Source organism: Rhodococcus ruber (assembly GCF_016804345.1).
Classification (GTDB): Bacteria; Actinomycetota; Actinomycetes; order Mycobacteriales; family Mycobacteriaceae; genus Rhodococcus; species Rhodococcus ruber.
This window is the reverse complement of the sequence record NZ_CP044211.1, coordinates 3,626,369-3,650,891: the sequence shown is the minus strand read 5'-3', so window position 1 is coordinate 3,650,891 and position 24,523 is coordinate 3,626,369. Positions and strand designations below refer to the sequence as shown.

The 24,523-nt window shown below is 71.1% G+C and carries 25 protein-coding genes; 16 read left to right on the top strand and 9 right to left on the bottom strand.

Annotated elements, in window-relative coordinates; genetic code table 11:
* Positions 1-49 precede the first annotated feature (49 nt).
* Genes F1734_RS16740 through F1734_RS16720 form a run of 5 tightly spaced genes read right to left on the bottom strand, consistent with a single transcriptional unit; the run spans position 50 to position 5,529 of the window.
* Positions 50-805, bottom strand: coding sequence for a sirohydrochlorin chelatase (locus F1734_RS16740; RefSeq protein WP_203010800.1), 756 nt, complete (start codon positions 803-805; stop codon positions 50-52).
* Positions 802-2,124: a sulfate adenylyltransferase subunit 1 gene (locus F1734_RS16735; protein WP_054373740.1), complete on the bottom strand. Its 1,323-nt coding sequence runs from the start codon at positions 2,122-2,124 to the stop codon at positions 802-804. Before F1734_RS16735 ends, F1734_RS16740 begins: the two co-directional genes overlap by 4 nt.
* A gap of 2 nt (positions 2,125-2,126) precedes the next feature.
* On the bottom strand, positions 2,127-3,071 hold the full coding sequence (gene cysD / locus F1734_RS16730) for a sulfate adenylyltransferase subunit CysD (RefSeq protein ID WP_010594246.1): 945 nt from the start codon (positions 3,069-3,071) through the stop codon (positions 2,127-2,129).
* Positions 3,068-3,805 carry a phosphoadenylyl-sulfate reductase gene (locus F1734_RS16725; RefSeq protein WP_010594247.1) on the bottom strand — a complete coding sequence of 246 codons (738 nt, stop codon included), beginning with the start codon at positions 3,803-3,805 and terminating at the stop codon, positions 3,068-3,070. Before F1734_RS16725 ends, cysD begins: the two co-directional genes overlap by 4 nt.
* Entirely contained in the window at positions 3,802-5,529 is a 1,728-nt protein-coding gene (locus F1734_RS16720; RefSeq protein ID WP_203010799.1) for a nitrite/sulfite reductase, read from the bottom strand. Before F1734_RS16720 ends, F1734_RS16725 begins: the two co-directional genes overlap by 4 nt.
* Positions 5,530-6,121: 592 nt before the next feature.
* Here F1734_RS16720 and hemW point away from each other — a divergent pair.
* Positions 6,122-7,324, top strand: coding sequence for a radical SAM family heme chaperone HemW (gene hemW / locus F1734_RS16715; RefSeq protein WP_040275167.1), 1,203 nt, complete (start codon positions 6,122-6,124; stop codon positions 7,322-7,324).
* Between the two features lie 190 nt (positions 7,325-7,514).
* On the opposite strand, the gene F1734_RS16710 is transcribed toward hemW, so the two are convergent.
* Positions 7,515-7,850: a type II toxin-antitoxin system VapB family antitoxin gene (locus F1734_RS16710; RefSeq protein WP_040275169.1), complete on the bottom strand. Its 336-nt coding sequence runs from the start codon at positions 7,848-7,850 to the stop codon at positions 7,515-7,517.
* 149 nt (positions 7,851-7,999) lie between these two features.
* On the opposite strand from F1734_RS16710, the gene hrcA reads away from it, so the two are divergent.
* From hrcA to F1734_RS16690, 4 genes are all read left to right on the top strand, one after another.
* Positions 8,000-9,043 carry a heat-inducible transcriptional repressor HrcA gene (gene hrcA, locus F1734_RS16705; protein WP_017680320.1) on the top strand — a complete coding sequence of 348 codons (1,044 nt, stop codon included), beginning with the start codon at positions 8,000-8,002 and terminating at the stop codon, positions 9,041-9,043.
* 72 nt (positions 9,044-9,115) lie between these two features.
* Positions 9,116-10,267: a molecular chaperone DnaJ gene (gene dnaJ / locus F1734_RS16700; protein WP_010594253.1), complete on the top strand. Its 1,152-nt coding sequence runs from the start codon at positions 9,116-9,118 to the stop codon at positions 10,265-10,267.
* Positions 10,268-10,276: 9 nt separating this feature from the next.
* Complete coding sequence (locus tag F1734_RS16695) at positions 10,277-11,038, top strand: 16S rRNA (uracil(1498)-N(3))-methyltransferase (RefSeq protein WP_017680321.1); 762 nt, start codon at positions 10,277-10,279, stop codon at positions 11,036-11,038.
* A 13-nt stretch (positions 11,039-11,051) separates the two neighbouring features.
* On the top strand, positions 11,052-11,843 hold the full coding sequence (locus F1734_RS16690; RefSeq protein WP_026137654.1) for an alpha/beta hydrolase family protein: 792 nt from the start codon (positions 11,052-11,054) through the stop codon (positions 11,841-11,843).
* Positions 11,844-11,847: 4 nt separating this feature from the next.
* On the opposite strand, the gene F1734_RS16685 is transcribed toward F1734_RS16690, so the two are convergent.
* The gene (locus F1734_RS16685; protein WP_203010798.1) at positions 11,848-13,422 is read right to left on the bottom strand and encodes an MFS transporter; all 1,575 of its coding nucleotides are present in this window, start codon (positions 13,420-13,422) and stop codon (positions 11,848-11,850) included.
* Between the two features lie 127 nt (positions 13,423-13,549).
* On the opposite strand from F1734_RS16685, the gene F1734_RS16680 reads away from it, so the two are divergent.
* The 6 genes from F1734_RS16680 to F1734_RS16655 all read left to right on the top strand — a co-directional run bounded on the left by F1734_RS16680 (position 13,550) and on the right by F1734_RS16655 (position 18,667).
* A complete protein-coding gene (locus F1734_RS16680) occupies positions 13,550-14,239 on the top strand; it encodes a TetR/AcrR family transcriptional regulator (protein WP_124258393.1) in 690 nt (229 codons plus the stop codon).
* Between the two features lie 62 nt (positions 14,240-14,301).
* Positions 14,302-15,369 (top strand): PhoH family protein, encoded by a 1,068-nt coding sequence (locus tag F1734_RS16675; protein WP_010594259.1) that lies wholly within the window; start codon positions 14,302-14,304, stop codon positions 15,367-15,369.
* A gap of 67 nt (positions 15,370-15,436) precedes the next feature.
* The gene (gene ybeY / locus F1734_RS16670) at positions 15,437-15,979 is read left to right on the top strand and encodes an rRNA maturation RNase YbeY (protein ID WP_003937044.1); all 543 of its coding nucleotides are present in this window, start codon (positions 15,437-15,439) and stop codon (positions 15,977-15,979) included.
* A gap of 24 nt (positions 15,980-16,003) precedes the next feature.
* Positions 16,004-17,314: a hemolysin family protein gene (locus F1734_RS16665; RefSeq protein ID WP_017680325.1), complete on the top strand. Its 1,311-nt coding sequence runs from the start codon at positions 16,004-16,006 to the stop codon at positions 17,312-17,314.
* Between the two features lie 67 nt (positions 17,315-17,381).
* Positions 17,382-18,299: a GTPase Era gene (gene era, locus F1734_RS16660; RefSeq protein ID WP_010594261.1), complete on the top strand. Its 918-nt coding sequence runs from the start codon at positions 17,382-17,384 to the stop codon at positions 18,297-18,299.
* 62 nt (positions 18,300-18,361) lie between these two features.
* Positions 18,362-18,667, top strand: coding sequence for a hypothetical protein (locus F1734_RS16655; RefSeq protein ID WP_010594262.1), 306 nt, complete (start codon positions 18,362-18,364; stop codon positions 18,665-18,667).
* Here the strand turns inward: F1734_RS16655 and F1734_RS16650 are convergent.
* Together F1734_RS16650 and F1734_RS16645 are read right to left on the bottom strand one after the other, a co-directional pair.
* On the bottom strand, positions 18,634-19,266 hold the full coding sequence (locus F1734_RS16650; RefSeq protein WP_017680326.1) for a TetR/AcrR family transcriptional regulator: 633 nt from the start codon (positions 19,264-19,266) through the stop codon (positions 18,634-18,636). The genes F1734_RS16655 and F1734_RS16650 overlap by 34 nt on opposite strands.
* Positions 19,257-20,675 carry an amidase gene (locus F1734_RS16645; RefSeq protein WP_017680327.1) on the bottom strand — a complete coding sequence of 473 codons (1,419 nt, stop codon included), beginning with the start codon at positions 20,673-20,675 and terminating at the stop codon, positions 19,257-19,259. The genes F1734_RS16650 and F1734_RS16645 overlap by 10 nt, the downstream gene beginning before the upstream one ends.
* A gap of 192 nt (positions 20,676-20,867) precedes the next feature.
* Here F1734_RS16645 and F1734_RS16640 point away from each other — a divergent pair, with 192 nt between their 5' ends.
* From F1734_RS16640 to F1734_RS16620, 5 genes are all read left to right on the top strand, one after another.
* Complete coding sequence (locus F1734_RS16640) at positions 20,868-21,905, top strand: alpha/beta fold hydrolase (protein ID WP_026137655.1); 1,038 nt, start codon at positions 20,868-20,870, stop codon at positions 21,903-21,905.
* Positions 21,906-21,969: 64 nt separating this feature from the next.
* A complete protein-coding gene (gene recO / locus F1734_RS16635; protein WP_072786381.1) occupies positions 21,970-22,785 on the top strand; it encodes a DNA repair protein RecO in 816 nt (271 codons plus the stop codon).
* The gene (locus F1734_RS16630) at positions 22,742-23,548 is read left to right on the top strand and encodes an isoprenyl transferase (RefSeq protein WP_043805362.1); all 807 of its coding nucleotides are present in this window, start codon (positions 22,742-22,744) and stop codon (positions 23,546-23,548) included. The genes recO and F1734_RS16630 overlap by 44 nt, the downstream gene beginning before the upstream one ends.
* A gap of 47 nt (positions 23,549-23,595) precedes the next feature.
* Complete coding sequence (locus F1734_RS16625) at positions 23,596-24,018, top strand: hypothetical protein (protein ID WP_026137656.1); 423 nt, start codon at positions 23,596-23,598, stop codon at positions 24,016-24,018.
* On the top strand, positions 24,015-24,518 hold the full coding sequence (locus F1734_RS16620; protein ID WP_059174735.1) for a T3SS (YopN, CesT) and YbjN peptide-binding chaperone 1: 504 nt from the start codon (positions 24,015-24,017) through the stop codon (positions 24,516-24,518). Before F1734_RS16625 ends, F1734_RS16620 begins: the two co-directional genes overlap by 4 nt.
* Positions 24,519-24,523 lie beyond the last annotated feature (5 nt).

Genomic DNA, 24,523 nt, shown 5'->3' with positions numbered 1-24,523 from the left:
CCAGTCTGGGCCGATACGACCGGAGTGCGCCAGAGGCAATCGGCGGATGTCAGGCGGTGTGACGCGATGCGGCCCCGGCGTGCACGAGCGACTGCCGGTAGCGTTCGTCGATCACGAACCCGACGGCAGGGGAGTCCGCGAGGGTGCCGGAACAGACGACCTCGGGGAACTCCGCCTGCGCGGCGGCGACGGCGCGGTCCCACAGCAGCCCGGGCGCGAGCATCCAGGGGGCGAGCACGAGCGTGGTGGCACCGGCGGCACGCAGGTCCGACAGGGCGTCGACGACGGTCGGTGCCGCGGCGGTGGTGAAGCACGTGCGGCCCCACCCCCACGCCGTGCCGCGCAGCAGGCGCGGCGTGATCGTCGAGGTGGCGGCATTGGCGTCCCGGCGCCGGGATCCGACCGCGCACAGGGCGACGCCCACGGTCGGGTCCGTCGGGGAGAGACCGGCTGCACCGATCGCCTCGCGGGCCGCCGCGACGAGGCGCTCGTCGGCGCCGAGGACGTCCGCCTGGACCACGTCGAGACGCGGATGCCGGACGCGGGCCTCGGCGAGGAGCGCGGGCAGATCCACCCGGGCGTGGAAGGCGCTGCCCAGCAGCAACGGAACCACCACGACGCGGCGGTGCCCCTCGGCGGCGACAGCATCGACGACCTGCCCCACCGAGGGAGTGTTCAGATCCAGGAACGCGAGCCGCACGTCCCGGTCCGGGTGGCGGTCCCGTAGCACCGCCAGCGCGGCAGCCATGGCACGCGCCGAGCGCGGGTCACGGCTGCCGTGCGCGACGGCGACGAGCGGGATCATGCGGGGACGCGGTCCCCGAGTTCGACCTCGGCGAGGCTGTTGCCCACCAGGCCCGCGGCGAGGGTGTTCCCGCCCGCGGGGTCGATCAGCAGGAAGCTGCCCGTGCGGCGGTTGACCTTGTAGTCGTCGGCCGCGATGGGTTCGGCGACCCGGACGGTGATGCGGGCGATCTCGTTGAGCTCGAGCGACTCCGGGGCGGGAACCGAGGTCAGGTTCTGCTCGTCGAAGCGCTCCTCGAGCGTCCCGACGATCGCCTGGGTCGTGCGGGTGCCGTGCTTGAGCAGCAACCGGGCGCCGGGCCGCAGCGGCTTCTCCGCCAGCCAGCACACCGTCGCCTCGAACTGATCGATCGGTTCCGGGGCGGCGGTCGGGGCGGCGATGACGTCCCCGCGGGAGACGTCGACGTCGTCCGCGAGGATCAGGGTGACGCTGCGGCCGGCATGGGCGAGAGCGAGTTCGCCGTCGGCGGTGTCGATCCGCTCGATCGTGGTCCGGGTGCCCGCGGGCAGGATCACGACCTCGTCGCCGGGCCGGACGGTGCCCGCCGCGATCTGACCGGCGTAGCCGCGGTAGTCCGGGAAGTCGGCGGTGCGGGGCCGGATCACGTACTGCACCGGGAACCGCAGCCCGATCTCGTGGCGGCCGTGGACGTCGGCGTCGACCGGGACGGACTCGAGGTGCTCGATCAGGGTCGGGCCGTCGTAGTACGGCGTGTTCTCCGAACGGACCGCGACATTGTCGCCGTGCAGGGCGGAGACCGGGATCTCCTGCACGTCCTCCGGCGACCAGCCGAGCGACCGGGTCAGCTCGTTGAACCGACCGCAGATGTCGGCGAACACGGCCGCCGGGTCGTCGACCAGATCGATCTTGTTGACCGCCAGCACGAGCTTGGGCACGCCGAGCAGCGCGAGCACGGCGGCGTGCTTGCGGGTCTGCGCGACCACGCCCTTGCGGGCGTCGACGAGCAGCACCACGAGCTGGGCGGTGGACGCCCCCGAGACGGTGTTGCGGGTGTACTGCACGTGTCCCGGGGTGTCCGCCAGCACGAAGCTGCGCCGGGGGGTGGCGAAGTAGCGGTACGCGACGTCGATGGTGATGCCCTGTTCGCGCTCGGCGCGCAGGCCGTCGACGAGCAGCGACAGGTCGGGGGTGTCGAGACCCTTGTCGACCGAGGCGCGGGTGACCGCGTCGATCTGGTCGGCGAGCACGGACTTGGTGTCGTACAGGAGCCGGCCCACGAGGGTGGACTTGCCGTCGTCGACACTGCCGGCGGTGGCGAGCCGGAGCAGCTGCGTGCTGTGCACGGGGAGGTCGCTCATGATCAGAAATATCCCTCTCGCTTGCGGTCCTCCATGGCCGCTTCGGACACGCGGTCGTCGCCGCGGGTGGCGCCGCGCTCGGTGAGCCGCGACGCGGCGACCTCGTCGAGGATCGCCTCGTTGTCGGCCGCCTCGGACAGGATCGCGCCGGTCGTGGACCCGTCACCGACCGTGCGGTAGCGCACCGACCGGACCTCGAGTTCCTCACCCTCGGCCGGGCCGCCCCACACGCCGGGTGTCATCCACATGCCGTCCCGCCGGTACACCGGGCGCTGGTGGGCGTAGTAGATGCTCGCGAGTTCGATGTCCTCGCGGGCGATGTACCGCCAGATGTCGAGCTCGGTGAAGTTGCTCAGCGGGAAGACCCGCACGTGCTCGCCCGGGGCGTGCCGGCCGTTGTAGAGGTTCCACAACTCGGGCCGCTGCCGCTTGGGGTCCCACTGGCCGAACGCATTGCGCAGGGAGAAGATCCGTTCCTTGGCGCGGGAGCGTTCCTCGTCGCGGCGGCCGCCGCCGAACACCGCGTCGAAACGGTTGTCGGCGATGGCGTCGAGCAGCGGCACCGTCTGCAGCGGGTTGCGGATCCCGTCGGGCCGCTCGGTGAGGCGGCCGTCGGCGAGGTAGTCCTCGACCTTCGCCACGTGCAACCGCAACCCGTACTTCTCGACGACGTGGTCGCGGAACTCGAGGACCTCGGGAAGATTGTGCCCGGTGTCGACGTGCAGCAGCGCGAACGGCAGGGGCGCCGGCCAGAAGGCCTTGAGCGCCAGGTGCAGCAGGACCGTCGAGTCCTTGCCGCCCGAGAACAGGATCACCGGGCGCTCGAACTCGCCGGCGACCTCGCGGAAGACGTGGATCGCTTCCGACTCGAGGGCGTCGAGGGTGTCGAACCTGGTGCCGTCCGACGTGTTCCGGGATTCGGTGAATTTCGTGTCGATGAGTGTCATGAGGCGTGCAACCCGCATTCGATCTTGGCTCGGCCGGCCCACCGTCCGCTGCGCGGATCGGCTCCGGGTAGTGGTTTGGCGGTGCAGGGGGCGCACCCGATGGAGGGGTAGCCCTCGTCGACCAGGGGATTGACGAGGATCCCGTGTTCGTCGATGTAGTTCTGCATGTCCTCGTCGGACCACGCGGCGATCGGGTTGATCTTCACCAGCCCGAAGGCGTCGTCGAAGGAGATCAGCGGGGCGTTGGCCCGGGTCGGGGCCTCCACCCGGCGGATGCCGGTGACCCACGCCTGGTAGCCCGCCAGGGTCTGCTTCAGCGGCACCACCTTCCGCAGGCGGCAGCACTCGTTGGGGTCCCGCGCGAACAGGTCCTTACCGAGCAGGGCGTCCTGCTCGGCCACCGTCTGCTGCGCCTTGGCCTCGACCAGGTTCACGCCGTACACCTGCGCGACGGCGTCCCGGGTGCCGAGGGTCTCGGCGAAGTGGTAACCGGTGTCGAGGAAGAGCACGTCCACGCCGGGGTGCACCTGCGCCGCGAGGTGCACGAGCACCCCGTCCTGCATGTTCGACGCCACGATGTACGAGTCGCCGAAGTTCTCCTCGGTCCACTGCAGCAGGTCTTGCGCCGAGGCGCCCTCGAGAGCGGCCGCCCCCTGCGCGGCCAGTTCCCGCAGTTCCTCCGTCGTCCGTGTCGTCGTCACGTTCCGTCCTTCGATCGTCTGCTCCCCGGTCATCGCAAATCGGCCTCGTCCGCGCGCAACACCCACTGCGAGAAGCGTTCTCCCGCGTTGCGGTGCTTGACGAAGTTGCGCACCACCCGCTCGATGTAGTCGCCCGTCTCGGCGCTGGTCACCTTGTGCTGGCGCAGCTTGCGGCCGAATGCCGCGTCCATGCCGAGCGTCCCGCCGAGGTGCACCTGGAATCCCTCGACCTGGTTGCCGTCCCCGTCGTCGACGAGCTGGCCCTTGAAGCCGATGTCGGCGACCTGCGACCGTGCGCACGAGTTGGGGCAGCCGTTGATGTTGATCGTCACCGGAACGTCCAACTGGGCGTTGACGTCGGCGAGGCGCTGCTCGAGTTCGGGCACCAGCGCCTGCGAGCGCTTGCGGGTCTCGACGAACGACAACTTGCAGAACTCGATGCCCGTGCAGGCCATCAGGTTCTTGCGCCACGGCGTCGGGTTCGCGGGCAGACCCAGCTCGTCGAGGTCGGCGATCAGCTGATCGACCTTCTCGTCGGCCACGTCGAGCACGATGAGCTTCTGGTAGGGCGTGAAGCGGATGCGATCGGATCCCGCCTTCTCGGCCGCGTCGGCGACGGCGGCGAGGATCGTGCCGGAGACCCGGCCCGCGATGGGGGCGACGCCGACCGCGTTGAGTCCGTTGCGCAGTTTCTGCACGCCCACGTGGTCGATCGGTCGAGTCGGCTGCTCCGGGGCGGGCCCGTCCAGCATCGGCCGCTTCAGGTACTCCGTTTCGAGAACCTCGCGGAACTTCTCCACGCCCCAGTCCTTGACCAGGAACTTCAGCCGAGCCTTCGACCGCAGCCGGCGGTAGCCGTAGTCGCGGAAGACCGACACGACGGCCTCCCACACGTCGGGTACCTCGGCGAGCGGGACCCACGCGCCGACCCGTTGCGCCAGCATCGGATTCGTCGACAGGCCACCGCCGACCCACAGGTCGAACCCGGGGCCGTGCTCCGGGTGGTTCACGCCGACGAACGCGACGTCGTTGATCTCGTGCACCACGTCCTGCTGGCCGGAGATCGCGGTCTTGAACTTGCGCGGCAGGTTCGAGTACTTCGGGTCGCCGATGTAGCGGCGGACGATCTCCTCGACCGCCGATGTGCCGTCGATGATCTCGTCGAGGGACTCGCCGGCGAGGGGGGAGCCGAGGACCACGCGCGGGCAGTCGCCGCACGCCTCGGTCGTCTTCAGGCCGACGGACTCGAGGCGTCGCCAGATCTCCGGGACGTTCTCGACTTCGATCCAGTGGTACTGGACGTTCTCGCGGTCCGACAGGTCGGCGGTGTTGCGCGCGAACTCGGTCGAGATCCCCGCGATGGTGCGCAGCTGCGCGAGATTCAGGGCGCCGCCGTCGCAGCGCACCCGCATCATGAAGTACTTCGCCTCGAGCAGATCGATGTTCTCGTCGCCGGTGTAGGTGCCGTCGTAGCCCTGTTCGCGCTGCGTGTACAGGCCCCACCAGCGGAACCGGTTGCGCAGGTCGGTCCGGTCGATGCCGTCGAATCCGGTGTGCGCGTAGATGTCTTCGATGCGACGGCGCACGTTGAGCGGGTTGTCGTCCTTCTTGACCTGCTCGTTGGGGTTGAGCGGCTCACGGTATCCGAGAGCCCACTGGCCCTCCGCGCGCCGTTTGGCGGGGCGAGCAGGCCGGGGGCGGGGCGCGGCGGTTTCGGTCGTATCGCCGGCGGGGGAGACGTCGGTGGTCGACGACATACGGGTACTCCTGGAATTCGCGGGGGACCGGATCGGGGGTCGGCAGGGCGGGCTGAGCGCGGCGCGGACATGCCTCGATCCGGCAGGAATCGGGGCTGCCGGAGGGGGTGGGCCGACTATCGACAGTCGGCGCAGAAACCGGCGGTGCAGGACAGACACCGCGATGCACAGACGCGCTTGAGGTCGACGTGGCGTCGCGCCACGAGTCGCACTCCGGGTCCGGTCATGGGGACCATTGTGCCATGTCACGGCCCTGTTCTCGAAACGTGGCGGTATTTACACCGGAAATCGGGGAAATGCCGAGGTGGCAGGGCCGGACCCGGAGTGGCGTGTCCGGGTCGTGTTCGAGCGACAGCCCCGTGCGGCTTCCGGAACACCGGCCATCCGGAACACAGGCCTTCCGGAACACAGGCCTTCCGGAACACCGGCCATCCGGAACACAGGCCTTCCGGAACACAGGCCTTCCGGAACACAGGCCTTCCGGAACACAGGCCTTCCGGAACACTGGCCTTCCGGAACACTGGCCTTCCGGAACACTGGCCTTCCGGAACACTGGCCTTCCGGAACACTGGCCTTCTGGAACACTGGGGGAGTGAGCGGAACGGGTGTCGGAGTCGGTGCAGGACTCGAGCTGCCGGCTTCGGCGCTGGCCGGGATCGGTTCCCGCCCGTTCGGTGTGTACGTGCACGTCCCGTTCTGCGCGACGCGCTGCGGCTACTGCGACTTCAACACCTACACCGCCGGGGAGCTCGGCACGTCGGCGTCCCCGCAGTCGTGGCTCGAGGGCCTGCGCCGAGAGCTCGATGCCGCGGCGCAGCTACTCGGGTCTCCGCCGGCGCAGACCGTCTTCGTCGGTGGTGGTACCCCGTCGTTGCTCGGTGCCGACGGCCTGGGGCAGGTGCTCGGCGCGGTGCGATCGAGTTTCGGCCTCGCCCCCGGCGCGGAGGTGACGACGGAGTCCAACCCGGAGTCGACGTCCCCGGACTTCTTCGACCGGATCCGTGCGGCCGGATACACGCGCGTGTCGCTGGGCATGCAGTCGGCTGCCCCGCACGTGCTGGCGGTACTCGACCGCACGCACACCCCGGGCCGGGCCGTCGCGGCGGCGGGCGAGGCACGCGCCGCCGGGTTCGGCCACGTCAATCTCGACCTGATCTACGGGACCCCGGGGGAGCGGGACGAGGACCTCGACGCGTCCCTCGATGCCGTGCTCGCGGCGGGGGTCGATCATGTCTCGGCGTATGCACTGATCGTCGAGGACGGCACCGCGCTCGCCCGCCGGGTGCGGCGGGGTGAGCTGCCGGCCCCCGACGACGACGTGCTCGCGGCCCGCTACGAGCGCATCGACGCGCGGCTCGAGGTCGCCGGTCTGACCTGGTACGAGGTGTCGAACTGGGCGCGCGCCGACGATCCGTCGGCCCGGTGCGCCCACAACCTCGGCTACTGGGACGGCGGCGACTGGTGGGGGGCCGGGCCGGGGGCCCACGGCCACGTCGGCGGCGTGCGTTGGTGGAACGTCAAGCACCCGGCGCGCTATGCGGACGCGCTCGCCGCCGGTGAACTCCCCGTCGGCGGCAGCGAACTGCTCACCGCCGCCGACGTCCACACCGAACGGGTGATGCTCGAGGTGCGGCTGCGCACCGGCCTGCCGCTGGACGTGCTCACCCCGGACGAACGAGGCGCCGCCGAGACGGTCGTCGCGGACGGCCTCGCCGAACTGCGCGCCGGCCGGCTGGTGCTCACCGACCGGGGCCGGCTCCTCGCCGACGCCGTGGTGCGCACGATCCTGACCTGAGCTGCACGGCGGCGGGCCGCCCCGAATGCACGGCGGCGGGCCGCCCCGAATGCACGGCGGCGGGCCGCCCTGAACTGCACGGCTGCGGGCCGCCCCGAATGCACGGCGGTGGGCCGCCCTGAGCTGCACGGCGGCGGGCCGGCTCGACCGCCCGGCGGCGTGACACCATGCCCGCGCGGCAGTGCGACGTCTACGACTCGGCGGTGTCTGCGTCCGCCGTGTGCGGGAACAGGACGTCGTAGTCGAACACCCGCGCGTGCAGGACGGTGCGGTTGCGCAGCGCCGAGCGGACGGCGCGGTGCAGGCCGTCCTCGAGGTACAGCACGCCCTTCCACTGGACGGCGTGGGGGAAGAGGTCGCCGTAGAAGGTGGAGTCCTCGGACAGCAGCCGGTCGAGTTCGAGCACCTTCGTGGTGGTGACGATCTGGTCCAGCCGCACCTGCCGGGGTGGGATCTGCGCCCAGTCGCGCAGCGAGAGCCCGTGGTCGGGATACGGCTTGCCGTCCCGGACGCCCTTGAAGATCATGGCACCAACTTACGACGCATCGTCGGCGGGCGCCGTGCCGCTCGCCACCCCGGCCCGGCGACTAAACTGGAGCGAAACGGCACGCAGTGCACCGTCCTGCGGTGATGCGTGCCGTTCCGGGTGCGACTGCAGAGACGGAGGTGGGCGGGGTGTCGAGCACCGAGGAACGACGCTTCGAGGTGTTGCGAGCGATCGTGGCCGATTACGTGTCCACCAAGGAACCGATCGGTTCGAAGACCCTCGTCGAACGCCACAACCTGGGTGTGTCCAGCGCGACGGTCCGCAACGACATGGCCGTGCTCGAGGCCGAGGGTTACATCACCCAGCCGCACACCAGCTCGGGCCGGGTTCCCACCGACAAGGGTTACCGCCAGTTCGTCGACCGGATCGCCGACGTCAAGCCCCTCTCGGGAGCCGAACGCCGCGCGATCCTGCAGTTCCTCGAGTCGGGCGTGGACCTCGACGACGTGCTGCGCCGCGGCGTCCGGTTGCTGGCGCAGCTGACCCGGCAGGTCGCGGTGGTGCAGTACCCCACGCTGTCGGCGTCCTCGGTCCGCCATCTCGAGGTCGTTGCGCTGACTCCTGCGCGATTGCTGCTGGTGCTCATCACCGACTCCGGCCGGGTGGACCAGCGCATCGTCGAGCTCGGTGACGTTCTCGGCGAGGAGGACCTGGCGCGGTTGCGGGATCTGCTCGGGGCGGCGCTGACCGGTAAGCGGCTCGCCGCGGCATCGATCGCGGTCAGCGAGCTCGCCGGGGACGCGCCCGACGGACTGCGCGATGCGGTCATCCGGTGCGCGACCGTGCTGGTGGAAACCCTCGTCGAACATCCCGAGGAACGGCTCGTGCTCGGCGGCACGGCGAACCTGACGCGCAACGCCGCCGACTTCGACGCGCATGCGGGCTTCCCCGGCTCGTTGCGTACCGTGCTCGAGGCGCTCGAGGAGCAGGTGGTGGTTCTCAAGCTCCTGGCGGCGACCCAGGACGCCGGGCGGGTGACGGTGCGGATCGGCGAGGAGACCCAGGTCGAGCAGATGCGCGGCACGTCCGTGGTGTCCACCGGGTACGGTGCCGCGGGCACCGTCTTCGGTGGCCTCGGTGTGCTCGGCCCCACCCGGATGGACTATCCGGGGACGATTGCGTCGGTGGCTGCGGTCGCCCGCTACATCGGTGAGGTGCTCGGCGAACGCTGAGCGCCGGTCGGCGCCGACGGACCATCCGACGACACAACTAGCTGTGCGAATAGAGAAGGACGAAGAACTCACGTGGCACGGGACTACTACGGGACGCTCGGCGTGTCGAAGAACGCGACCGATCAGGAGATCAAGCGGGCGTACCGCAAGCTTGCGCGCGAGCACCACCCGGATGTGAACCCGGACGAGGCGGCGCAGAAGAGGTTCCAGGAGATCTCCACGGCGTACGAGGTGCTCTCCGACCCGGAGAAGCGGCGCATCGTCGATCTCGGCGGGGATCCGCTCGAAACCGGCCCGGGGGCGGCGGGCGGGGGCTTCTCGGGAGCCGGCTTCGGTGGTCTCGGCGACGTGTTCGAGGCGTTCTTCGGCGGCGGGGCGACCACGTCCCGCGGACCCCGGGGCCGCGTCCAGCCCGGCGCGGACTCGCTGCTGCGCACCCGGCTGACACTCGAGGAGTGCGCCACCGGTGTCACCAAGCAGATCGCCGTGGAGACCGCGATCCTGTGCGACGGGTGTGCCGGGTCCGGTACCCACGGCGACTCCAAGGCCGTACGGTGCGAGACGTGTGGCGGCGCCGGTGAGGTGCAGTCGGTGCAGCGCTCGTTCCTGGGTCAGGTCATGACGTCGCGCCCGTGCCCGACGTGTCGCGGCGCCGGGGAGACGATCCCGGACCCGTGCCGCAAGTGCGGCGGCGACGGCCGGGTGCGGGCCCGCCGTGAGATCACGGTCAAGGTGCCGGCCGGTGTCAGCAACGGCATGCGTATCCGGCTGGCGGCGCAGGGCGAGGTCGGCCCCGGCGGCGGCCCCGCCGGCGACCTGTACGTCGAGATCATCGAGCAGGCGCACGACGTGTTCGTGCGCGACGGCGACGACCTGCACTGCACGATCCGGGTCCCGATGGTCGACGCGGCACTCGGTACCACCGTCGTGCTCGACACCCTCGTCGACGGGCCCGCCGAGATCACCGTCGATCCCGGTACTCAGCCCGGGTCGGTGGTGGTGCTCCGCGGCCACGGCATGCCCAAACTGCGTTCCGGGGTGCGCGGGGACGTGCACGCCCACCTCGAGGTCGTCGTCCCGGCGAAGCTCGACGGCAAGCAGGTCAAGCTGCTCGAGGAGTTCCGGCGCAAGCGCGAGCACGAGGTGCCCGAGGTCGTCACCACCGGCTCGCAGCACGCCGGGGGCTTCTTCTCCCGGCTGCGCGACGCGTTCAGCGCGCGCTGAGGCCGCGCGGTGGCCGCTACCCTGTTCTACCTCGATCCGCTGCCCGAGGCGGGAGCGGTCGCGGTCCTCGACGGCAAGGAGGGTCGCCACGCGGCGACCGTGCGGCGCATCGCGGTGGGCGAGCGTCTCGTCCTGTCGGACGGGCGCGGCCACCTCGCCGACGTGGAGGTGACGGCCACCGCGAAGGACCGGCTCGAGGCCCGCGTCCTGGCGCGTCGGGAGGTTCCCGCACCGCGCCCCCGGGTCACCGTGGTGCAGGCATTGCCGAAATCCGATCGTTCCGAACTGGCGGTGGAACTGGCGACGGAGGCGGGCGCGGACGCGTTCGTGCCGTGGCAGGCTGCGCGGTGCGTCGCCCGGTGGGACGGACCGAAGGCCGCCAAGGGCGTCGGGCGATGGCAGGCCGTCGCGGTGGCGGCCGCGAAACAGTCCCGGCGTCCGCACGTGCCCGAGGTCGCGCCGGTCCATCGGACCGCGGACGTCGCCGAGGCCGTGCGCGCGACGGTCGCTCGCGGGGGCGTCGCGGCGGTCCTGCACGAGTCCGCGACCGACCCCTTCGGTTCGCTGCCCCTGGCCGCTGCCGCCGAACTGCTGCTCGTGGTCGGGCCGGAGGGCGGCGTCGACGACGCCGAGCTCGCGGCGCTGACGACGGCGGGAGCGCGGCCGGTGCTGCTCGGGCCGACGGTACTGCGAACGTCCACGGCTGCGGCGGTCGCGCTGGGCGCGGTGGGTGTGCTGACCCCGCGTTGGGATGCGCGACCGCTCCACTGACACACTCGAGAACATGTCCCGAGTGCGCATCGCCTACGGTCCGCAGCCGCAGCAGTTCGGCCACCTGTACCTGCCGGACGCCACGGATCCGGGCGTGCCCGTACCGGTGGTGATGGTCGTCCACGGCGGATTCTGGAGCGGCGAGTACCACCTCACCCTCGGTACGCCACTCTCGCTCGAACTTGCCGCGCACGGCGTGGCCGCCTGGAACGTCGAGTACCGGCGGATCGGTGCGGGCGGGCGGTGGCCGGAGATGTCCGCCGACATCGTCGCCGCCCTCGACGCCGTCGCTACCGCGGTGGCCGAGCGGGCCCGGGCCGGGGGCGTCGCACTGGATCCGGACCGGGTGCGGGTGGTCGGGCACTCGGCCGGTGGTCAGCTCGCCGTGTGGCTCGCGGGCCAGCGAACGCAGGTGCGTCCCGAACTCGTCGTCGCCCAGGCGGGTGCGCTCGACCTCGCGTCCGCGGGCGAACGTGGCCGCCGGGTGGGCTACATCGAGGATCTGTTCGGTCAGCCCTACGAGGCGGACCCGCAGTTGTACCGGTCGGCGTCGCCCCGGCACCGGGTGCCGATCGGGGTGCCGGTCGCGCTCGTGCACGGCACCGAGGACGCACAGGTGCCGGTGAGGGTCGCCGAGCGCTATGCCGAGGCGGCGGCCGCCGCGGGTGATCCGGTGGCACTGCACGTCGTCGACGGTGAGGATCACTTTGCGTTCCTCGACAAGCGGACGCGCAGCTGGGCGCTGTCGCGCGAGCTGCTGCTCGCCCCGGAGCCGATCGGTTCGCGGGTGCGTCGGGAGGGCTGACGGTTCAGCGGCGCGGGGGCAGGACCGCGGTGACGACGACGGCGCCGACGGCCAGGGCGACGCCGCCGACGAGGCTTGCCGACGTGATCGCCTCCGAGAACGCGTCGGCCGACGCGTCGAGAAGCGGTCGGGCGTAAGAGGAGGCGAACGGGTTCTTCGCCAGCTCCTCGGCGACGAGGGCAGCGCCGCCCACGGAATCGCCCGCGGCGGCGACGGCCGTGTCGGCCTGCGCGGCCGTCGGCCCGTTGAGGTTCGCGAGCGGTAGTCCGGTGAGGAACGCGGAGATCTCACGCTGGTACGTGGTGGCCAGGACCGAGCCCAGCACGGCGATGCCGAGGGATCCGCCGAGTTCGACGGCGGTGTCGTTGAGGCCGCCCGCGGCGCCGAGTTCGGGCTCGGGGAATCCGCTCATCACGAGGTCGGTGGCCGGCGGAGCGGCCAGCCCGATGCCGAGGCCGAGGAGAACGAGCGCGACGAGGAAGATCGTGTATCCGGAACCGGCGTCGAGGAGGGTCAGAGTGAGGACTCCGGCGGCGGCGACCGCCGTGCCGGCACCGATCGCGACGCGCGCGCCGAGACGCGGCGCCAGCCGGCCGCTCACGGCCGATCCGACCGAGACCGCGGCGGCCAGTGGAAGCAGGCGCAGGCCGGTCTCGAGCGGACTGTAGCCGAACACGAACTGGAACTGCTGCGCCACGAAGTAGATCGCCCCGAACGACGTGAGGAAGAGCAGCAGCACGGACAGGCACGCACCTGCGACGGACCGGTCGGCGACGCGCCCGAGGGCCAGCAGCGGCTGCGGGTGCCGCAGCTCCCAGGCGACGAAGCCGCCGCCGGCGAGGAGGGCGACCGTCAGCGCGCCGAGCGCCGTTGCGTGCCAACCGAAGTGGAAACCCTCGATGATGCCGGCGACGAGCGCGCCGACGGCGGCTACGGACAGGGCGCCGCCGACCCAGTCGATGCGGGTGACGTGCTCGGCCCGCGAGGGCGGCACCAGTGCGAGCGCCCCGACCGCGGCGAATGCCGCGATCGGCACGTTGACGAGGAACGTCGAGCCCCACGCGTGCTGTTCGAGCAGCCACCCCGCGAGCAGGGGCCCGAGCGCGATCGCCAGTCCGGACGTCGCGGCCCACGCGGCGATTGCGCGGGGTCGTTCCGCGGCGGGGAACATGGCGACGAGCAGGGACAGGGTTGCGGGCATGATCACCGCGGCGCCGACGCCCATCGTGATGCGGGCGCCGATCACTTCGGCCGCGGTGCCGGCGAGGCTGCCGAACACGGCGCCCCCGGCGAAGACGGCGAGGCCGGTGAGGAGGGCGCGCCGGCGGCCGTAACGGTCGCCGAGGACGCCCGCGAGCAGCATCAGCGCGGCGTAGGGCACGGTGTAGCCGTCGATGACCCACTGCAGGTCGGTGCTGGTCAGCTGCAGTTCGCGCAGCATGCTCGGCGCCGCGACGATGAGTGCGGTGTTGGCCATCACGACGATCAGCAGGCTCAGGCAGAGCACCGCGAGGCCGGCCCACCGGCGCGGATACGGGCGGGTGGGATCCGTGGCCGGACGGACCAGGCTCGAGGTCATCGGCGCTCCTCACGACATGCCGGTGCGGCGGCAATTTGCACATCCATGTGCAAGTTAGAAAGTTGCACACCTGTGTGCAAGTAAAGTTGACGGACGTCACACTCTCCGGTGGAAGAAGGTGTTCAGCGTGGCCGAACCGGGCCGGGAGCCGCGGCGGCGGACGAGCCGGAACCGAGCCCGGATCCTCGAGGCGGCGATGGGGTGTTTCGCGGCCGACCCGGACGCCAGCATGGACGACGTCGCCCAGGCTGCCGGCGTGGTGCGCCGCACCGTCTACGCCCACTTCCCGAGCCGCGAGGCGCTCGTCGACGGCATCGCGGAAGAGGCGGCCGCCGCGCTCGCGGCGGCGGTCGACCGGCCGGATCCCGAGGAACCCGACCTGGCGCTCGCCGTCGCCGCCCTCATGACCTGGCCCGTCGGAGACCGCTTCCGCGTGCTGTTGTCCTTCGCGCGCAAGGAGGTCGGCGACGAGCGCATCGGTGAGCTCATCGCCCCGCTGCGCACCCGCACCCTCGCGATCGTGGAGCGGGGCCGCCGGTCGGGGGTGTTCTCCGCGTACCTGCCGCCCGTCGTCCTCGTCGGGATGCTCGAGGGGCTCACGATGGCCACCCTCGAGCAGGCCAACCGCGGCATGGTGCACGACGCGGGTGAGTCGGTCGCCCTGGCCGCCCTCGTCCTGATGGGGGTTCCACCGGAGCGTGCCGTCGCCGTCGTCCAGCGGGCCCGGCGAACGCCGTGGGATCAGCACCGGGGGGATCAGCACCGGGCACCCGCGCCGGGCGGCAATGCGGTGGGGCGCGGAGACACCCGGCGCTAGACTGACATCGTCACGACACCCGTCGTGCGCCAGCCGACCCGAAAGCAGGCCGTACCGTCCACGTGAGTGAACCAGACGACACCCGAGACACCGGGAACGCCGAACGGACCACCGTCCGTTCCAACTTGGACCTGCCTCCCGAAGCTGCGGCACCGCTGCTCGGCTCGGCCGACGAGAATCTCATCGCCCTCGAACGGGCACTCGGCGCGGACATCCACGTACGCGGCAACTCCGTCACCCTCACCGGCGCGCCCGCGGACGTCGCGCTCGCGGAACGGGTGCTCGGGCAACTCGTCACCCTCGTCGGACGCGGGCAGCCGGTGACCCCGGACGCGGTGCGCCGCACCGTGGGCATGCTCACGCAGGGCCTGTCCGACGCGCCGGCCGACGTCCTCAGCCTCGACATCCTGTCCCGGCGCGGCAAGACCATCCGGCCCAAGACCCTCAACCAGAAGCGTTACGTCGACGCCATCGACACCAACACGATCGTGTTCGGCATCGGGCCCGCCGGCACCGGCAAGACGTACCTCGCCATGGCCAAGGCCGTGCAGGCGCTGCAGTCGAAGCAGGTCACCCGCATCATCCTCACGCGTCCCGCCGTCGAGGCGGGGGAGCGCCTCGGCTTCCTGCCCGGCACGCTGCACGAGAAGATCGACCCGTACCTGCGCCCGCTGCACGACGCGCTGCACGACATGATGGATCCGGAAGCCATCCCGAAGCTGATGCAGGCCGGAGTCATCGAAGTCGCACCGCTGGCGTACATGCGCGGACGCACCCTCAACGACGCGTTCATCATCCTCGACGAGGCCCAGAACACGACCGCCGAACAGATGAAGATGTTCCTGACCCGGCTCGGCTTCGGGTCGAAGATCGTCGTCACCGGCGACACCACACAGGTGGACCTGCCCGGAGGCGCCCGCTCCGGGCTGGCCGCCGCCGCCGAGATCCTCGACGGCATCGACGGCATCCACTTCGCGGTCCTCGACAGCAGCGACGTGGTGCGTCACCGGCTCGTCTCCGACATCGTCGACGCCTACGAGCGATTCGAGGCCGATCGGCCGGCCGGCGTCGCGATGGGCAACCGCGCCCAGCGGCGGGCAGCGGCCCAGAACCGGGTGCCGCGCCGGTGACCGCGACCGAGGGCCCCTCCCGCCTCGCACCCGCCGTGTCCGCAGCTGCCCAGAAGGAACTCCACAGATGAGCATCGAGATCTCGAACGAATCGGGGATGGACGTCGCCGAGGAGGACCTGATCGACATCGCACGGTTCGTCATCGCCCGGATGGACGTGCACCCCGCCGCAGAACTGTCGATGGTGCTCGTCGACTCCGGCACCATGGCCGATCTGCACATGCGCTGGATGGACCTGCCCGGCCCCACCGATGTGATGTCCTTTCCCATGGACGAGCTCGAACCCGGCGGCCGCCCCGACGCTCCCGAGCCCGGCCCCTCGATGCTCGGCGACATCGTGCTGTGTCCGTCCTTCGCTGCGGAACAGGCCGACAAGGCCGGCCATTCACTCGCGCACGAACTCGCGGTGCTCACCGTCCACGGCGTTCTGCACCTGCTCGGCTACGACCACGCCGAACCCGACGAGGAGAAGGAGATGTTCGGTCTGCAGAATCAGCTCCTCGAGGAGTGGTACGAGGAACTGCGGCGCGCGGAGCACGAGGCCCGGCTCGCCGCCCGCGACCAGCAGCTCCTCGGCAAGGCCGGGTTCTTCGACCCGACCGAGCGGTAGCGGCGTCGTGATCGGAGCACCGGCATGAGTGCCCCAGCGCTCGTCGTCGCCGCCGTCGTGCTGGTGGCGCTCGGCGGATTGTTCGCGGCGGTCGACTCGGCGCTGAACACGGTCTCCCCGGCCCGGGTGGAGGAACTGGCGAAGGGGGAACGGCCCAGCGCGCAGAAGCTGCTGGTGATCCTCGGAGACCGCCCCCGGTACGTCAACCTGATGGTGCTGCTCCGCATTCTGTGCGAGATCACCGCGACGGTCGTGCTGGTGGCGGCGCTGCTCGACCGGATGGACCACACCTGGGCGCTGGTCACCGCTGCCGTGGTCATGGTGCTCGTGGACTACATGGTGATCGGCGTGGGTCCGCGCACCCTCGGCCGCCAGCACGCGTATTCCATTGCCCTGGGCGCAACGGTGCCGCTGCGCGTGATCGGTGTGCTGCTCGGCCCGCTGAGCAGGCTGCTGATCCTGATCGGCAATGCGATCACGCCCGGCCGCGGATTCCGGAACGGGCCGTTCGCCAACGAGATCGAGCTGCGCGAGCTGGTGGACATGGCTCAGGAGCGTGGCGTCGTCGCGGCCGAGGAACGGCGGATGATCCAGTCGGTGTTCGACTTCGGTGACACCACGGCGCGCGAGGTGATGGTGCCGCGTCCCGAGATGGTGTGGATCGAGGCGGACAAGACCGCCGGCCAGGCCACCTCGCTCGCGGTGCGCAGCGGGCACTCCCGCATCCCCGTGGTCGGCGAGAACGTCGACGACATCCGCGGCGTCGTGTACCTGAAGGATCTGGTGCAGCAGACCTACTATTCACGCGACGGCGGCCGGAGCGTGACCGTGGCCGAGGTGATGCGGCCGGCGGTGTTCGTCCCCGATTCCAAGCGTCTCGACGATCTGCTGGCCGACATGCAGCGCGACCGCAATCACATGGCGCTGCTCGTCGACGAGTACGGCGGCATCGCCGGTCTCGTCACCATCGAGGACATCATCGAGGAAATCGTCGGCGAGATCGCCGACGAGTACGACACCGCAGAGATCGCCCCCGTCGAGGATCTCGGCGACGGCACCTTCCGGGTCTCCGCTCGATTGCCCGTCGAGGACCTCGGTGACCTGTTCGACGTCGCGCTCGACGATCTCGAGGTCGACACCGCCGGTGGACTGCTCGGATTCGTGCTCGGCCGGGTACCGTTGCCGGGCTCCGAGGTGGAGATCCACGGTTTGCGGCTGCGCGGCGAGGGCGGCCGCGACGCCCGCGGCCGGGTCCGCATCAACACCGTGTACGTGCAACGGGTTCCCGCGACCGAGGAGGCCGCCGCGGTCGCCGAGGAGCCGGTCGACGGGTGACCTCGTCGCCGAGGCCCCACACCCCGTGCCGACCCGTTCGGCGGCACCACAGACGAGGAGTTCTGCATTGACCGATCCCGACTTCCGTTCCGGCTTCGTGTGTTTCGTCGGCCGCCCCAACACCGGCAAGTCGACGCTGACGAATGCGCTCGTGGGCAGCAAGATTGCGATCACCTCGTCGCGTCCGCAGACCACCCGGCACACCATCCGGGGCATCGTCCACCGGGAACACGCACAGATCATCCTCGTCGACACCCCCGGCCTGCATCGGCCGCGGACCCTGCTCGGGCAGCGGCTCAACGACCTGGTGCGCGACACCTATTCGGAGGTCGACGCGGTCTGCGTGTGCATTCCCGCGGACGAGAAGATCGGCCCCGGTGACCGCTGGATCGTCGAACAGGTGCGGCAGGTTGCCCCGCGCACGAAGCTGATCGGCATCGTCACGAAGATCGACAAGGTGAGCAAGGAACGACTCGCACCGCAGCTGCTCGCGGTGTCCGAGCTGCTGGGACCCGACGTGGACGTCGTTCCCGTGTCCGCCACCTCGGGGGAACAGCTCGAGGTCCTCGTCGACGTTCTCGCCTCGCACATGGAACCCGGCCCGGCGTTCTACCCCGACGGGGAGCTGACGGACGAGCCCGAGGAGACGCTCATGGCCGAGCTGATCCGCGAGGCTGCGCTCGAGGGGCTCGGCGACGAGCTGCCCCATTCGCTCGCGGTCGTGATCGAGGAGATCTCCGAGCGGGAGGGTCGAACCGAGAAGCAGGGCGAACTGCTCGACGTGCACGCGCTGCTGTACGTGGAGCGGCCGAGCCAGAAGGGCATCGTCATCGGCAAGGGCGGTGCGCGCCTGCGCGAGGTGGGTACCGCCGCCCGGTCGCAGATCGAGAAGCTGCTCGGTGTGAAGATCTACCTCGATCTGCACGTCAAGGTCGCCAAGGACTGGCAGCGAGATCCGAAGCAGCTCGGCCGCCTCGGCTTCTGATCTACGGTGGTCCCCGGGGTCTCGGGGACACGCCCCGGCCCGCGAACACGGAAGAGGCAGCCGTGAACGGTGATTCGGCGAGCGGTGTGCGGGCGGTGGTGACGCGGAATCGCGCCGCGGTCGGCGTCGTTCTCGCGGCACTGTGTCTCGGGCTCGCCGTGCTCTGGGTGTTCGTGGTGCCGGCGAAGGCCGGCGCCACGACCGGGGTGCAGGAAGCGGCGATCCGCTACGGCCACCCGGTGTGCTGGGCGCTGCTGGCGACGGCCTCCGTCCTGTTCGCGGTGCGCGCCCCGCGCCGGTCGGTCGACGTCGTCGTGCGGAGCGCCCTCGCGGCCTACGTGGTCTTCGTCGTCGCCACCGTGGTGTGATCGGTGGCCGCGTCGTCTCCGGCGGTGTCCGCGGACACCGCACTGCGGACCAGGTGCAGGACGGAGGTCGCGATGTCCACCGCGCCGCCGGTGGCGAGGCGCCGCAGCTGCAGGCCCGTGATCGTGGCAACCAGCGTCGGCGCGATCGATTCCGCTCGGGGAACGCCGAGTTCGGTGAGAATGGTGGCGGTCAGTGCATCGTAGGCGGACCAGCACTGTGCCGCGGCGTCCCGCAGCTGGGCATCCCTGCCCGCCTGGATGTAGAGCTCGAACGGGGCGATCCGCTCGGCCGAGAACGACAGGTCCTCGGCCACCTGCTCGGTGAGTGCTGCGGCGTCGACCAGGCTCGGATCCCGGCTCCGGTACTCCTGCGCGAGCTCGCGCAGTCGTGTGGTCTCGTCGGCGACGAACGTCGTGAGCGCCGAGCGCAGCAGATCGGACTGGGTGGGGAAGTGGTAGGTGATCGACCCGAGCGAGACCCCCGCCCGGGCGGCGATGCGGCGGTTGGTGACCGCGGCGATGCCGTCCGTGCCGATCAGGTGCAGGGTCGCCGCGACGATTCTGCCGCGGACATCCGTGCCCATCGCGCTCACCACCATCGCCGCGGCGTGTGACGATCCCAGCGCAGTTCCGACTCGAGCTGGGAGGCGAGGGAGATCAGCACAGGCTCCGCGTTCTCGTGCCCCATGAGCTGGGCGCCGATCGGCAGGCCCGATCCGGTGAATCCCGCCGGGATGTTCACGCTGGGCCAGCCCAGGACGTTCCATGGCCAGGTGTAGGGGCAGGCGGCGGTGATCACCTTGTCGGTGGCCCAGCCGCCGAGTCCGTCCATCGCATCCACCGCCGGGGGCGGGGTCGCCGTGGTGGGGGCGAGGATCACGTCGAACCGGTCGAAGATCGCGCCGATGCGCCGGCGGATGCGCGGTTCGGCGGCCCGGGCGGCACGGAGCGCGCGGCCGCGGAGCACCCGGCCGGTGCGCGCGTTCGCCCGGGTCCGGGGGTCGGCCAGGGCGGGGTCCGGCAGGCGTCGCACCCAGTCGTCGATCCCCGCCATCGACCGGGGCAGAAAGTTCAGGCCCAGCAGTGGGCCGTAGGCGGGGTCGGCGAGGGTGACCTCGTGACCCAGGGCGCGCAGGGCACCGGCCAGGGAGTCCACCCCCGCGCGGATCTCGCCGTGCAGCCGGGTGCGGGTAGCGGTGTACGGCAGGGCGAACGAGAGCGCGACGCGGAGCCGGCCCGGGTCGCGGCCCACGGCGTCGGACACCGTGACGGCCTCGGCTTCGTGCAGGTCGCCGACGTGGCCGCCTGCGACCGCGTCGAGCAGCAGTGCGGCGTCGGCGACCGTGCGCGCGAGGGGGCCGTGCGTGGTCAGGCCGTAGAACGCCTCGGGATCGGGCCACATCGAGATCCGCCCGCGCTGCGGCTTGATACCCACGAGGTTGGTCCAGGCGGCCGGTATGCGGACCGATCCGGCGCCGTCCGAGCCGAGGGCCGCGGACACCATCCCCGCTGCCACCGCCGCGGCACTGCCCCCCGACGACCCGCCGGGGGTGTGGTCGCGGTGCCACGGGTTGCGGGTGTGACCGAACGCGCTGCCGCCGGTGAACGGCCACTGGCCCAGTTCGGGGGTGTTCGTCTTGCCGACGATCACCGCACCGGCGGCCCGCAGTCGCCGCACCACCTCGGCGTCCTGCTCGCGGACGGTGAACTCGCCGGCGCATCCGAACGCGGTGACCTCCTGTGCGATGTCCGTGTCGTCCTTCACCGCGACCGGCACGCCGAGCAAGGGGAGGCGGACCCCGGCGGCGAGACGCCGGTCGGCCTGTTCGGCCTCCGCGAGGGCCCGCTCCCGCCGGACGCTCCGGAAGGCGTTGAGGGCGGGATCGGCGGCCGCGATGCGGTCCAGGGCGGCCCGCGTCGCGGCGACGGACGTGATGGCGCCCGCGGCGAGGGCGGCGGCCTCGGCGGCGAGGCCCGGCGCGCGGGTGTCGGCGCGGGGTGCGGTCATACGGCGGCGTCCTCCTGTGCTGTTCGTTCGAACGAACAGTAACGTGTTCCAGTGGCTCCGGTCGAGAGCCCGCACCGAAAGATGTGATGCGCGTCACATTTAGGCCATCAGCGGCGGGGCGCTGGGTATGCCCCCGGGGATATCGCGGGCGCCTCCCGTGATGTCGTGGAGACCGGCTGGCAGGAGTTACACATGGGTTCATCACGCACACGCACCCTCCGGCGCGTACCGGATACGGAGACGCGGGTGGTCTTCCGGACCATCCACGGCTACCGCCGCGCGTTCCGGATCGCCGGTGACGGGCCCGCCCTGCTGCTGATCCACGGGATCGGCGACAACTCCTCGACCTGGCGGGAGATCATCCCGCATCTGGCCCGCAAGTACACGGTCATCGCCCCGGACCTGCTCGGCCACGGCCGCTCCGACAAGCCCCGCAGCGACTACTCGGTCGCCGGATACGCCAACGGGGTCCGAGATCTGCTGTCGGTGCTGGGCATCGACCGCGTCACGGTGGTCGGGCATTCCCTCGGCGGCGGTGTCGCGATGCAGTTCGCGTACCAGTTCCCGCAGTTGATCGACCGGCTCGTGCTGGTCTCGGCCGGTGGCGTCACCAAGGACGTGCACCCCGCCCTGCGGGCACTGTCCCTGCCGGGGCTGAGCGAGGCGCTCAAGCTGCTGCGGATCCCGGGTGCCATGCCCGCTGTGCGTATCGCCGGGGGGCTACTGGGCCGATGGCACGACACGCCCCTGCGTCCCGGTGTCCTGCTGCACGACACCTCGGACCTGATCCGGGTTCTGGGGGGCCTGCCCGATCCCACGGCGTGCGAGGCGTTCCTGCGCACGCTGCGCGCCGTCGTGGACTGGCGTGGTCAGGTGGTGACGATGCTCGACCGCTGCTATCTGACCGAGGACCTGCCCGTGCAGCTGATCTGGGGTGAGCACGACAGTGTGATCCCGGTCGGGCACGCGCACCTGGCGCATTCGGCGATGCCGCATTCCCGGCTCGAGGTCTTCCGCAACTCCGGTCACTTCCCGTTCCGCGACGACCCCATCAGGTTCGTCCGGGTGGTCGAGGAGTTCCTCGACTCCACCGCCCCCGCCGAGTTCGACGAGCAGCGCTGGGGCCGGCTGCTCGTCAACGGTGTCAGCGAGCGCCGGATCACCGGTGGTCCGGCCGCCCGGCAGGCCGTGCTCGGTGCGATGGGCGCCGAGGAGCGCAGCGCCACCTGAGCCGATCGGGTGAATGCGGACGCGGGGTGCGCCCGGTGTCGGCCGGACGTGACAGACTCGGATCGTGAGGTTGTACCGGGATCACGCGGTGGTGCTGCGCCAGCACAAGCTGGGCGAGGCCGACCGCATCGTCACCCTGCTCACCCGTCGCCACGGGCTCGTGCGGGCCGTCGCGAAAGGTGTGCGCCGCACCCGCTCGAAGTTCGGGGCCCGGCTCGAGCCGTTCGCGCACATCGACGTGCAACTACATCCGGGTCGCAGCCTCGACATCGTCACGCAGGTCCAGACCGTCGACGCGTTCGGTGCCGACATCGTCGACGACTACGGCCGCTACACCACCGCGTGTGCCGTGCTCGAGACCGCCGAACGGCTCGCCGGTGAGGAACGCGCTCCCGTCCCGCAACTGCACCGCCTCACCGTCGGTGCCCTCCGTGCGCTGTCCGACCGGATCCGGCCGCCGGAGCTGATTCTCGACGCGTACCTGCTGCGCGCGATGGCCTACGCCGGCTGGGCACCGGCGATCGACCGCTGCGCCCGCTGCGACGAGCCCGGCCCGCATCGCGCATTCCATGTCGCGGCCGGGGGAGCGGTGTGCGTGCGGTGCCGTCCGCCGGGTGCCGCGACCCCCGGCGCGGGTGTGCTGGACCTGATGGACGCGCTGTTCCACGGTCGCTGGCAGGGCACCGAAACGGTGTCCGCGGCCACGCGTGGGCAGGTCAGCGGCTTGATCGCCGCCCATCTACAGTGGCATCTGGAGCGGCAGTTGCGGACCCTGCCCCTCATCGAACGCAGTCGTCCCCATGCCGTGACTGTGGAGGGGGAGACGGTCGGGCAGGATGGGGGGCGTGATTCGACGCCGCACCCCGCAAGCATCGCGTGACCGCGAGATCCGGCCGCCCGACCCGCATCCGTCCGGCGCCCGCCCACCGGGTCTGCAGCCCGAACTGATCCCGCGGCACGTCGCCCTGGTCATGGACGGCAACGGACGCTGGGCACAGGAACGCGGCCTGCCCCGCACCGCCGGCCACGAACGCGGCGAGGCGGTGCTGATGGACACCGTGTGCGGCTGCATCGAGATGGGCGTCAAGTGGCTCTCGGCGTATGCGTTCTCCACCGAGAACTGGAAGCGCAGCCCGGACGAGGTGCGCTTCCTCATGGGCTTCAACCGGGACGTCATCCGCCGCCGGCGCGACGAGATGCACGAGATGGGGGTGCGCGTGCGCTGGGCCGGACGACGGCCCAAGCTGTGGCGCAGCGTCGTCAAGGAACTCGAGATCGCCGAGGAACTGACCCGCGACAACGACGTGATGACCCTCACCATGTGCGTGAACTACGGGGGTCGCGCCGAGATCGCCGATGCTGCAAGGGAAATCGCGCGTCGCGTGGCTGCGGGTGAGCTCGACCCGGAACGCGTCACCGAGGCCACGGTGGGGCGGTACCTCGACGAGCCCGACATGCCGGACGTGGACCTGTTCCTGCGGCCGTCCGGTGAGCAGCGCACCTCGAACTTCCTGCTCTGGCAGTCGGCCTACGCCGAAATGGTGTTCCAGGACAAGATGTTTCCCGACTTCGACCGTCGGGACCTGTGGGCCGCGTGTGTGGAGTACGCCTCGCGCGACCGTCGATTCGGGGGTGTGAAGTGACGGACGCCGGGACCGGACCGGGCGATCGGGCACCCGACCCCGGCGGAATGGACCCGAGCGGACTGGGCCTGCGCGAGCGGATCGCGTCCGCGCTGGCGGAGTTCGTCGCCCTGCACGAACCCAGGACGAACGGCGACGACGCGCTGGGATTCGACTACGCGGGCGTGCCCTGCGCCGTGCGGGTGGTGACCCTCACCGAAGGCCTCGACGTGGTGTCGCTGACCGGAATCCTCGCGTGGGACCTGCCACTAGACGACGCGTTGCGCACACGCGTCGCCACGGCAGCCGACGCGCTGCAGTTCGGGTCGATCCACCTCGTCGAGCGGGACGCCGAGGCGGACGTGGTGCTCCGGTACTCCTTTCCCGCCACCGGGCTCGACGATTCGCCCCTGACGACGATGCTGCTGCTCGTGCTCGGTGGTGCCGGCGACGCGCGCTCGGCCGTCGCGGGTACGGGCGGATCCGAGTGAGCGAACTCGACTGGGACCTCCCGATCGTCACCGGGGACGACGACGCGCTGCGCGCGGCCGTGCTGCGTGTCCTGTCGACGGTCCTCACCGAGGAGATCGAACCCGACACGGACGGCGATGTACCGATCTGGGTCGACGATGTGCTCACCTACGTCGTCGTCGACTCCCGAGCGGGGGTGGTGGAGCTGACGACGTACCTGGTGGAGCGGATCGCCGGTCGCACCCGCGCGGCCGAGGTCCTCGTCGACCTGCAGGCGCAGTGGCCGGACGCGAGACTCGAACTCCACCAGGATCGGGTGACGGCGGTGCAGCGCGTCCCGGCGCACCCGCTGGTGCCGGCGCACCTGGCGCGCGCGGTCGCGGTCGTGGCGGCGCTGGTGCCGTCGGCTCCCGACCTCGCAACGCGGCTCGGCGGCCGGGCGTGCGTGTTCGACGAGCCGGGCGGCGAGACCGTCGATCTGCTGGGCGGGTGCGGTTGCGACGGCTGCGGGTGCCGCTGAGGGTC

Bases quoted from the DNA above. Each gene is read 5' to 3' on its own strand.
- F1734_RS16685 (WP_203010798.1), bottom strand. From the start codon at position 13,422: ATGACCTCGAGCCTGGTCCGTCCGGCCACGGATCCCACCCGCCCGTAT.
- F1734_RS16735 (WP_054373740.1), bottom strand. From the start codon at position 2,124: ATGAGCGACCTCCCCGTGCACAGCACGCAGCTGCTCCGGCTCGCCACC.
- F1734_RS16720 (WP_203010799.1), bottom strand. From the start codon at position 5,529: ATGTCGTCGACCACCGACGTCTCCCCCGCCGGCGATACGACCGAAACC.
- F1734_RS16650 (WP_017680326.1), bottom strand. From the start codon at position 19,266: ATGGTGGTGAGCGCGATGGGCACGGATGTCCGCGGCAGAATCGTCGCG.
- cysD (WP_010594246.1), bottom strand. From the start codon at position 3,071: ATGACACTCATCGACACGAAATTCACCGAATCCCGGAACACGTCGGAC.
- F1734_RS16740 (WP_203010800.1), bottom strand. From the start codon at position 805: ATGATCCCGCTCGTCGCCGTCGCGCACGGCAGCCGTGACCCGCGCTCG.
- F1734_RS16710 (WP_040275169.1), bottom strand. From the start codon at position 7,850: ATGATCTTCAAGGGCGTCCGGGACGGCAAGCCGTATCCCGACCACGGG.
- F1734_RS16630 (WP_043805362.1), top strand. From the start codon at position 22,742: ATGGGGGGCGTGATTCGACGCCGCACCCCGCAAGCATCGCGTGACCGC.
- F1734_RS16690 (WP_026137654.1), top strand. From the start codon at position 11,052: ATGTCCCGAGTGCGCATCGCCTACGGTCCGCAGCCGCAGCAGTTCGGC.
- F1734_RS16625 (WP_026137656.1), top strand. From the start codon at position 23,596: ATGGACCCGAGCGGACTGGGCCTGCGCGAGCGGATCGCGTCCGCGCTG.
- F1734_RS16640 (WP_026137655.1), top strand. From the start codon at position 20,868: ATGGGTTCATCACGCACACGCACCCTCCGGCGCGTACCGGATACGGAG.
- F1734_RS16665 (WP_017680325.1), top strand. From the start codon at position 16,004: ATGAGTGCCCCAGCGCTCGTCGTCGCCGCCGTCGTGCTGGTGGCGCTC.
- ybeY (WP_003937044.1), top strand. From the start codon at position 15,437: ATGAGCATCGAGATCTCGAACGAATCGGGGATGGACGTCGCCGAGGAG.
- F1734_RS16645 (WP_017680327.1), bottom strand. From the start codon at position 20,675: ATGACCGCACCCCGCGCCGACACCCGCGCGCCGGGCCTCGCCGCCGAG.
- F1734_RS16725 (WP_010594247.1), bottom strand. From the start codon at position 3,805: ATGACCGGGGAGCAGACGATCGAAGGACGGAACGTGACGACGACACGG.